The sequence below is a fragment of the Protofrankia sp. CiP1_Cm_nod1 genome (assembly GCF_920888515.1).
In the GTDB taxonomy this organism is placed as follows: Bacteria; Actinomycetota; Actinomycetes; order Frankiales; family Frankiaceae; genus Protofrankia.
In genome coordinates this window covers 1-9,361 of the sequence record NZ_CAKKTM010000380.1, presented here as the reverse complement: position 1 = coordinate 9,361, position 9,361 = coordinate 1, and the positions used below count along the sequence as shown (strand labels likewise).

Below are 9,361 nucleotides of genomic sequence, written 5' to 3'. Positions count from 1 at the left end.
CCTCACCCCCGCCGGCGGCGCGGGGCTGCGCGCCCGGGCGGGCCGCGGCGACCTGCGGCACGAGGAGGTGGTGGCCGCCGTCCAGGAGCGGGTGCTGCCGCTGCGGCACAACAGGTTCAGGACGGCGGCGGACCTGCGCGAGTCGCTGGCCGTTCTCGACTCACTGTGGTCGGCCGTCGTCAACGGGCTCGCACCGGACGGCGACGCCCACAGCATCACCCCCACCCGGGAGGCCGCGGCGATGCTCGCGCACGCCCGGTGGATGTACCGCGGCGCGCTGTCCCGGCCGGAAAGCCGCGGGCTGCAGGTCCGCCTGGACCGGCCAGGGACCGACCCGGCCCTGGCCCACCGCATCCGCGTCGGCGGCCTCGACCAGGTGTGGACGGCCGCCGAGAGCATCGTCGCCGGAACCACCGTCGCCGGAAGTGCCGCCGCTGTCCCTGTTCCCGGCGCCGTTCCCGGCGTTCGCCGTCCCGAGGAGGTGCCGGTCCTGTGATCGAGGTGGTCAGCGACAGCAGGTGCGTCGACTGCGACATCTGTGTCGAGGTGTGCCCCACCAACGTCTTCGACGCGGTCGACGGCGGCCATCCGGTGATAGCCCGGCAGTCCGCATGCCAGACCTGTTTCATGTGCGAGGCCTACTGCCCGGCCGACGCGCTGTTCGTGGCTCCGCTGGCGGGCCCGGCGCCGGCCGGGTCACCGCTGCGGGACGAGGCGTTCCTCGAAGCCCACGACCGGTTCGGGGAGTACCGGCGCTGGCTCGGCTGGGGCCACGGCCGCCGGCCCGGCAGCCTGCTGGACCGCACCCACGTCTTCACCGCGCGCTTCCGCCCGGCGCCGGAGGCATCCGGCCGGTGAGACAGGCGGGACCTCCGCGAAGACCGAACGAGGACACCCGATCCGAGCAGTGACAAGCCTGCTCCAAGTAGTGACAGGCCCGATCCGAGCAGCGACAAGGCAGGGAACAAGCACATGTCGACGTCCCGCGAGCCCGAGCCCGGAACCGGGCCCCGGCCCGTCCCGCGTCCCGCTCCCGCCGGCACGCGGCGCGACCCGTACGCCGGGTTCGGCGGCCGGATCGGGCGCACCTTCGGCGAGTCGGAGCCGGCGTGGCCGTCCCGCGTCCGCCCGGACGGGCGCGCACCCAACATCGTCGTGGTGCTCGTCGACGACATGGGGTACAGCGACATCGGCCCGTTCGGCGCCGAGATCGCCACGCCGGCCCTGGACCGGCTCGCCGCACAGGGTGTGCGGCTGACCAACTACCACACCATGCCGCTGTGCTCGCCGGCCAGGGCAGCCCTGCTGACCGGCCTGAACCCGCACCGCGTCGGATACGCCATGGTGGCCAACGCCGACCCCGGATTCCCCGGCTACGGGATGGAGATCGCCGACGACATCCCCACCCTGGCCGAGCTGCTGCACGACGCCGGATACGCCACCTACGCGGTCGGCAAGTGGCACCTGGCGCGCGACTCGGCGTCCAACGCGGCCGACGACCGGCGCAACTGGCCGCTGCGGAAGGGCTTCGACCAGTACTACGGCGTGCTGGAAGGGCTCACCAGCCTGTTCCACCCGCACCAGCTGGTACGGGACAACAGCCCGCTGGACATCGACGAGCTGCCCGACGGCTACTACTACACCGACGACATCACCGACCAGGCGATCTCGATGGTGACGTCGCTGCGGGCGCACGACGCCGACAAGCCGTTCTTCCTCTACGTCGCGCACAACGCCGTGCACGGTCCGTTGCAGGCCAAGCCCGAGGACGTCCAGCGTTACCGGGGCCGCTACGACGGCGGCTGGGACGCGCTGCGGGAGGCCCGTTTCGACCGGCAGCGCGCGGCCGGCATCTTCCCCGCCGACACCCGGCTGCCGCGGCGCAACTTCGAGGCCGGACACGAGGTGGGCCCCTGGGCGGAGCTCACCCCGGAACAGCAGCGGCTGTACGCCCGGTACATGGAGGTCTACGCCGCCATGGTCGACAACATCGACCAGAATCTCGGACGGCTGCTGGACACCCTCGCCGCGCTCGGCGACCTGGACAACACGATCGTCATCTTCACCTCCGACAACGGAGGCACGGGCGAGGGCGGCGCGGAGGGCACCCGCAGCTACTTCAAGCGTTTCGTCCAGCATCCGGACCTGCCCGCCGACTGGGACCCCGACGTCGAGCGCGACCCCGACCTCATCGGCGGCCCGCGCAGCCTGGTGCACTACCCGCGCGGCTGGGGGATGGCCTCCAACACGCCGTTCCGGCTGTACAAGGGCCAGACCTACGCCGGCGGGGTGCGGGTGCCGTTCATCCTGTCCTGGCCGGCCGGCCTGCGCGCACCCGCCGGCGACGCCGGCATTCGGACACCTGCCGGGGACCCCGGCGTTCGGCCACCTGCCGGGGACCCCGGCGTTCGGCCACCTGCCGGCGACGCCGGCATTCGTACCCAGTACCAGTACGTCACCGACATCACCCCGACGCTGCTCGAACTGGCCGGGGTGGCCCGGCCGGCGCGGCGCCGCGGGCAGCCGGTCCAGGAGCTCGACGGGGTCAGCTTCGCCGCCGTCCTCGCGGATCCGGCCGCGCCCGGCACCCACCACGAGCAGTACTGCGAGATGATCGGCAACCGCAGCTACTACCGGGACGGCTGGAAGCTGGTCACGCAGCACCGCCCCGGTGCTCCGTACGACGACGGCGAATGGGCGCTCTACGACGTGACGCGGGACCCGACCGAGATCGTCGACCTGTCCGCCGCGCACCCCGACGTGGTCAAGGAACTGGCCGCGGCCTGGGAGAACGCGGCCTGGCGCAACGGCGTCTTCCCGCTCGCCGACGGCAGTGGCGCGCTGGTCATCCGCAACCCCGCGGAGGAGCGGCTGCGGCGGCCGGTGACCCTGCTGGCCGGCACCCCCGAGCTGGAGCGCTACCGCTCCGCCAAGCTCATCACCTTCCGCTCCTTCGACATCATCATCGAACTGGACGAGCATGCCGCCGGCGACGAAGGAGTCCTGGTCTCGCACGGCGACCAGGGCGGCGGTTACAGCGTGTACGTGGAGGACGGGCGGCTGCGCTTCGCGTACAACGAGTACGGCGTGCTGCACGAGGCCGACGCCGGGCCGCTGCCCGCCGGCCGGCGCACCGTCCGCGTCCGCGCCCAGGCCATCCCCGGCCTGCGCTGGCAGTGGCGGATCCTCGTCGACGGCACCGAAACCGGCCTGCTGGCCGAGGTGCACCAGCTCATCGGCATGGCCCCGCTCCAGGGGATCAGCGTCGGCGTGGACCGCAGGTCCCCGGTCTCCTGGCCCGTCCACGAACGCCACCGCAGCTTCCGCTACACCGGCCGCCTGAAATCGGTGACCTACATTCCGGGACCGCCCGCCCCCGACGACCCCGAAACTCTGATCCGCACCCTCCGCGAAGCCGCCGCCACCTTCGAGTAGCCCCTCTTATCTGCTCCCGGCCCAGGCAGCCGCGGCCTGGGGCCGCGCCGCGCGCCCCGAGCGGTTCGCCCGCCGGCCACGGCCACCCAGCCTGCCCAAGACCGTGTGGATCAACCAGCCAGTTCCAAGCCAACCGAACAACGACCAACTGTCACATCTGACTTGACATCTACCGGTCGTCCACCGGCTCCACATTCCCGCCCGACCGTCACAGACAACGATCGATCACCGAGTGCAACGGTTCGTTACCGGGAAAGGCTCGCTGAAATCTTCGGCTGCGCCGGTTTGAAGGCTGGCCCGGCCGGTGAGCTTTTCAGTCCGAGGGCTGTGGTCGGGCGGACCAGCCAAAGCTTTCGCGCGGCAGAACGATTTCCCACCTTTTCGGGCCGGTCGGTGGGCGCGGTGGGGCGCGGAGCAGCGGCGCCCGACAGGGTGGGGCGACGCGTGGTGTGGCTTCAGCAAGCCTTCTCGGCGCGGATCGAATAGGTGAGGGAGATGCGCGGAGCGCCCTCAGGATGCCGGTAGATGTCGCCGTCGTGGCGCTCAAGTGACTGGCGTTGGAGGTAGAAGGTGTGGTCGTGTTCGTGGAGGAACTGGATCCGTAGCCCAGCCCCGGCGATCGCCGAGACAACGGTCGACAGACTGTGCCGCCACTCGACGGTCTCGTTGTGCTCGGTCATTGCCGCCTCGTCGGCGTAGGTGCCGGGGCCTCCCGAGGCTTCCGGACCTTCATCGAAGTAGTCGTGCGTGACCGTGCCTCCGGTCTCGTCGTCGAGGACGAAGCTGAAGGGATGGAACTCCGCGAGGTACAGGCACCCAGCGGGAGCCAGTAGTTCAGCGACCACCGACGCCCAGCGGCTGATGTCGGGAAGCCAGTTCAGTGCCCCGAAGCTGCCATGCCAGACCGCCGCCGCCCCGTCGAGAACGCCGGCGCCAGCCGACGAGGAAGACGTCGGCAGCATTCTTTCCGCGCTGGGCCAGGTAGCGGATTTCCGGAAACCGCGCGGGAAGATCTACGAGCTGCGTTTCGTGCTCGCCGTCACGGTCATCGCCACGTTTGCGGGCGCCACCGGCTTCCGTGAGATCGGCAGCCACGCGCCCTGTAGTCCCAGCTTCGGTGGCATCCTGGCACCTTGGCCCAGTGCGCCGTGCTTGGTTACGGCCCTCGTCAGGGCTACTGGGGTGGAGACACAGTGATCGACTGTGGCGGTCGTCGACGGTGATGTCGCGGTAATGTCGTTGACAGTCGCGGAGGGCGCTGTGACGATCACTCTGTGAGAATCGAGGGGGTGGCAGGACGGGCTTTTGTGCCTCGTCCGCTGTCTTTCCGTGCTCTGCTGACGCCAACGTTGGTGGTGTATCTCGCGGTCGGGCTCGGGGTGCTGCTCGGGGTGGCCGGGCTGGTGTTCAAGGTGCGGGACGGCTCGAATCCCGCCGCGGGCATGGTGCTGGGGGCCACCGGCGGTTTCCTGTTCCTCGCCGCCGGGGCGGTGGCGCATACCCGGCGGCCGGCGAACCGGGTAGGGCTGCTGATGGTCCTGGTCGGCGCCGGTTTCTTCGCCGAGGATCTGCAGGTGTCGCGCACCCCGGCGATAAGCACCGCCGGACTGCTGCTGGTCCGGGCGTCGAGCGGGTTCGCCGCGCATCTGCTGCTGGCCTTCCCGAGCGGACGCCTGACCTCACGGGTACAGCGGCTGCTTGTCGCGGCCGCGTATGCCACGGCTTTCGGGCTTCCCTCGGCGGCAGCCCTGTTCTACGACACCCGCCAGCTGCCTGATTCCGTCCCGAACCTGCTGCTCGTCGCCGACAACATCCAGTTGGCTCAGGCAGCGAACCGGATCGAGGAGACGATCGGCGCGGCGATCGCCGTGGGTGTGCTGGTGCTGCTCGTCCGCCGCTGGGCGACGGCCAGCCGGCCGCTGCGGTGGGTGCTCGCACCGGTCTTCGTCACCGGCCTGGTGGGGGCTGCCGCCACGGTGGCCGGCGGGGTTGTGGGTTCGACGGGTCATCCGCTGTACTCGGCGTTCCTGTGGGTCTACTGGGTGGCGTTCTGCCTGCTGCCGCTGGCGTTTCTCGCGGGGGTCCTGCGGGTCCGGCTGGGGCGCACCGCCGTGGGGGACCTGCTGGGACGGTTACACGAGCCGCTGTCAGCCGCCGACCTGCAAGGACTCCTGGCGAGGTCGTTGGGCGATCCCTCGCTGCGGATCGGCTACTGGCGGCCGGAGTCCGGCACGTTCATCGACGGGGACGGCCAGCGGCTGCGGCTTCCGGAGGACGACTCACAGCGTGCCGTGTGGCCGGTGGAGCGTGACGGACGGCGGGTCGCGGCGCTGTTCCACGACCCGGCGCTGCGGGAGGACCCGCACCATCTCGACGCCGTGGCCGCCGCGGCCGGGCTGGCACTGGACAACCAGCGGCTGGCCGCCGAGGTGAACGCCCAGCTCACCGAGGTCCGGGCCTCGCGCGTGCGGATCGTCGCCGCGGCCGACGCCGAACGGCGCCGCCTCGAACGTGACCTGCACGACGGCGCGCAGCAACGGCTCGTCGTCGCGCGGCTGTTGCTGCGTCTGCTCCAGGAACGCCTCGACGGCACCGTCGACGAGCAGACCACGGCGCTGCTCGCGCGCAGTGCCGACGGGCTCGACAGGGCCATGGAGGAACTGCGGGCGCTCGCCCGCGGCATCCACCCCGCCATTCTCACCGAAGCCGGCCTGGTCCCCGCGCTGCGGGCGCTGGCCGAGCAGGCTCCGCTCGACGTGCGGCTGACGGCGGCCGCCGTGCCGCGGCTGGCCCCCGCCGTGGAGGCGACCGGCTATTTCGTGGCGGCCGAGGCGTTGACCAACACCCTCAAGTACGCCCACGCCGACCAGGTCCGGATCGACGTCGAACACGCCGACGGCCGGCTGCGCGTCGAGGTCACCGACAACGGAATCGGAGGTGCCGACATCACGGCCGGGACAGCGGGAACGGCGGGAACGGCCGGGACGGGCCTGCTCGGCCTGCGCGACCGGCTCGCGGCGCTCGACGGCACGCTGACCGTGCACAGCCCGGCAGGTCACGGCACCGTCGTCCGCGCGTTTCTCCCCACGGATGACCCGCGATGAAACCCTTGTCCTCGCCGTCCTCGCCGTCCTCGCCGTCCTCGCCGTCCTCGCCGTCCTCGCCGTCCTCGCCGTCCTCGCCGTCCTCGCCAGGCCGGTCCGCGGGATTACGGGTGGTGCTCGCCGACGACGCGGTGTTTCTGCGGGAGGTTGTCGCCGAGCTGCTCCGCGGTCACGGATGCGACGTCGTCGCGCAGGTCGCCGATCCGGCCGGTCTGCATGGCGCGATCGCCGCGCTGCGGCCCGACATCGCGGTGGTCGACATCCGCATGCCTCCCACCCACCATCTCGAAGGGCTCGAGGCGGCTGTCGCCATCCGCCGGGATCACCCCGACGTCGGCGTCCTGCTGCTCTCTCAGTACCTGGAGTCCCACTATCTGCCGGCCCTGTTCGGCGCGGGCGCCGGGAGCATCGGCTACCTGCTCAAGGAACGGGTCGCCGGGACGGCGGTCTTCCTGGACGCGGTCCGCCGGGTCGCGGCCGGCGGCTGCGCCCTCGACCCCGACGTGGCGGCGCTGCTGGTCGGCGGCCGGCACCGACGTGGCCCGCTCGACACGCTGACCGACCGTGAACGTGAAGTGCTCGCCCTGATGGCCGAGGGGCGTTCCAATCGCTCCATCAGCGACCAGCTCGTCCTCACTCCCAGGACGGTCGAGTCCCATGTACGCAGCATTTTCACCCGGCTCGGTCTGCAGCCGCAGCCCGACGACCACCGTCGCGTCCTCGCCGTCATCACCTATCTCCAGGCCACCGGCACGACCGCCACCCGAAGATCATGACTGGCCGGTCAGGCAACCATGCCGCCAGACAGGTGGGCACGGCGTCACCGGCAGCCGGTGACCAGGCGGGTGAGCGCCGTCGACGACAGCTCGGACTTGAGCAGGAAGCCACATGCCCCGCAGTCGGTGATGCGGCTGCCGTAGTCGGTGGCGTCCCGGGCCGAACACAGCACCACCTTGACCGTCGGCATCCTCGTACGGAGCTCGCGGCAGACCGCGAACCCGTCGATGTCGGGCAGGCGCACGTCGAGCAGCACGATGTCCGGCCCCAGTCGGGCCGCCTCGCCCAGCCCGTCGGCTCCGGTCCCCGCCTCCCCGACGACCCGGTATCCACCGGCCTCCAGCATCACGCGAGCGACCGCCCGGAAATCCACAAGATCGTCGACAATCAGAACAGTGGACGCCACCGACCGACGATCCCACCACGACCGCGTCCCCACGTCCGTGCCAGCCCTGAACCGGAGGGCGTCATCCGGGCTGGCCTCACCCGCCACCCACGCTGGCCGGCGAGCACCCGCCTGGCCGAATCGTCGCGTGGCCGAACCGCCGCGTGGCCGAACCGCCGCGTGGCCGAACCGCCGCGTGGCCGAACCGCCGTGCCCAACCATCCGGGCTGACGGCCTTCGGTTTTCAGTGTTGGCACGGATGTTCCCGCGCCCGATGCCCGTGAGGATCGATCTGACGATCGTGGCAGGGCCTCGAAACGGCGGCGGCACCGATCAGGAAGCGCCGCCAGTCAGTCATGACATGTTGTGGGGGATGAGACGTGATGCGCACGGTCGGCCGGCGTTGTCGGAGATTTTCGTACCGGCGGACGAGGGCGCGGGAGGCACTGTCGATCCCGCGTTTCGTCGTCCGTCTCCCGGCGCTTCTTCCCAGGCATGCGCTGGCCGGTTTCCTGGCGCTGTCCCTGCTTGCCACGGGCTGTCTGGACGATATGGGGGGCAGCGGTGGTTCGCGGCCGAGCGGCGGGCCGACCCAACAGAACGGGCAGATTCAGCAGAACGGGCAGGACCGGCAGAACGGGCAGGACCGGAAGCCGAAAGGGCCGGTCTGCCCCACGCCCGGGCCGCTCACGAAATCCCAGCTTCCCAGGTTTCCGTCGGCGGACGCGGTCAGCGTGATCAATCAGAATCCATGCGTCAGCATCGCGGGTCTCGCCGATCAGATGATCGGTTTCATTCCCAGGGGACGCGCGGGGGAGTTCGCGCAGTTCCGTGGCGGGCTTGAGCAGTTCATCAAAAGGGTGAACGCAGCCAACGACGTGGTGGACTGCGCCTACGAGACCGACCATCTGGCGATCAAGGTGTACCAGCATGACGACTGGCACTGGTCACTTGGTATGGTCGCGGTCGTCCGTGGGGATCTCGACGCGCTGGTCGACGGCGCGGCCTGCTGGCTGCTGAAGAGAGTGCCGTTCCCGACCGGCGGATTCGGATTCCGCGGCGAGAAGCGCGAGCCCGACCCTGCCTTCTGCGCCGACGCCGTCAGCAGAAAAAGCAACGGCGATCGTTTCACGGTCATGTGGATCGGATCCTCGGATCTCATGTGCAAGAGCCTTGCCCACCTGGCGAATCCCGCTCAGCCGACGCCCTTGAACACCGGCTGAAGCGTCGTTCCGAATACTCGGGTTCAGCGCGGCGCGGTGTGTCCGGGATGCTCCGCGTCACGAAGGGTGTCCTTGCTGAGGCGTGCCGTGCTTGTACAAATTCGCCAAGAAACGCCTTGCCGCGAGATGGAAGCGGACCTCCTCGCCAGGAAGTTCCTGCGAAACTGCGCAGCGCGGAGTCTACATCTCGCCATGATCCACGGACAAATGGCAGGGAGATTATGGAGATGACGTCTTCGGATGGGTCGTAGTGGGGAGGGATCGTCGAGGAGGGAAATCGTGATGGAACTCCCTCGGTCGCCGTGGAACGGATCACGATTGTAGGGTTATGGTTGTAGACCACGGTTTCGACGGAGACTATCCTGTCCCAGGGGGAAAAACCATCGTCTATTTCGCCGTACAACTTCGATGCCCTCATTGTTGAGCGTGGTATAGGA

Annotated in this window: 8 protein-coding genes and 1 pseudogene; 7 read left to right on the top strand and 2 right to left on the bottom strand. The window is 70.1% G+C overall.

Features of this window, described 5'->3' with window-relative positions:
• The 3 genes and pseudogenes from NBX02_RS17000 to NBX02_RS16990 all read left to right on the top strand — a co-directional run.
• Positions 1-496, top strand: a pseudogene (locus NBX02_RS17000) (pyridine nucleotide-disulfide oxidoreductase); the annotation flags it as partial.
• Entirely contained in the window at positions 493-858 is a 366-nt protein-coding gene (locus NBX02_RS16995; protein ID WP_250286097.1) for a 4Fe-4S dicluster domain-containing protein, read from the top strand. The pseudogene NBX02_RS17000 and the gene NBX02_RS16995, both read left to right, overlap by 4 nt.
• 114 nt (positions 859-972) lie before the next feature.
• The gene (locus NBX02_RS16990; RefSeq protein ID WP_250286098.1) at positions 973-3,435 is read left to right on the top strand and encodes an arylsulfatase; all 2,463 of its coding nucleotides are present in this window, start codon (positions 973-975) and stop codon (positions 3,433-3,435) included.
• Positions 3,436-3,890: 455 nt separating this feature from the next.
• On the opposite strand, the gene NBX02_RS16985 is transcribed toward NBX02_RS16990, so the two are convergent.
• Positions 3,891-4,397, bottom strand: coding sequence for a hypothetical protein (locus tag NBX02_RS16985; protein ID WP_250286099.1), 507 nt, complete (start codon positions 4,395-4,397; stop codon positions 3,891-3,893).
• Between NBX02_RS16985 and NBX02_RS23295 the strand changes: the two genes are divergently transcribed.
• The 3 genes from NBX02_RS23295 (at position 4,297) to NBX02_RS16975 (ending at position 7,315) form a co-directional block, all read left to right on the top strand.
• Positions 4,297-4,632 (top strand): transposase family protein, encoded by a 336-nt coding sequence (locus NBX02_RS23295; protein WP_445548495.1) that lies wholly within the window; start codon positions 4,297-4,299, stop codon positions 4,630-4,632. The two genes, NBX02_RS16985 and NBX02_RS23295, sit on opposite strands and share 101 nt — an antisense overlap.
• 155 nt (positions 4,633-4,787) lie before the next feature.
• Positions 4,788-6,539: an ATP-binding protein gene (locus NBX02_RS16980; RefSeq protein ID WP_250292148.1), complete on the top strand. Its 1,752-nt coding sequence runs from the start codon at positions 4,788-4,790 to the stop codon at positions 6,537-6,539.
• Entirely contained in the window at positions 6,536-7,315 is a 780-nt protein-coding gene (locus NBX02_RS16975; RefSeq protein ID WP_250292144.1) for a response regulator transcription factor, read from the top strand. The genes NBX02_RS16980 and NBX02_RS16975 overlap by 4 nt, the downstream gene beginning before the upstream one ends.
• 44 nt (positions 7,316-7,359) lie before the next feature.
• Here NBX02_RS16975 and NBX02_RS16970 read toward each other — a convergent pair whose 3' ends face one another.
• Positions 7,360-7,722, bottom strand: a complete 363-nt coding sequence (locus NBX02_RS16970; protein WP_250286101.1) for a response regulator transcription factor — start codon at positions 7,720-7,722, stop codon at positions 7,360-7,362.
• Positions 7,723-8,084: 362 nt separating this feature from the next.
• Here NBX02_RS16970 and NBX02_RS16965 point away from each other — a divergent pair, with 362 nt between their 5' ends.
• Positions 8,085-8,924: a hypothetical protein gene (locus NBX02_RS16965; protein WP_250286102.1), complete on the top strand. Its 840-nt coding sequence runs from the start codon at positions 8,085-8,087 to the stop codon at positions 8,922-8,924.
• Positions 8,925-9,361: the final 437 nt, after the last annotated feature.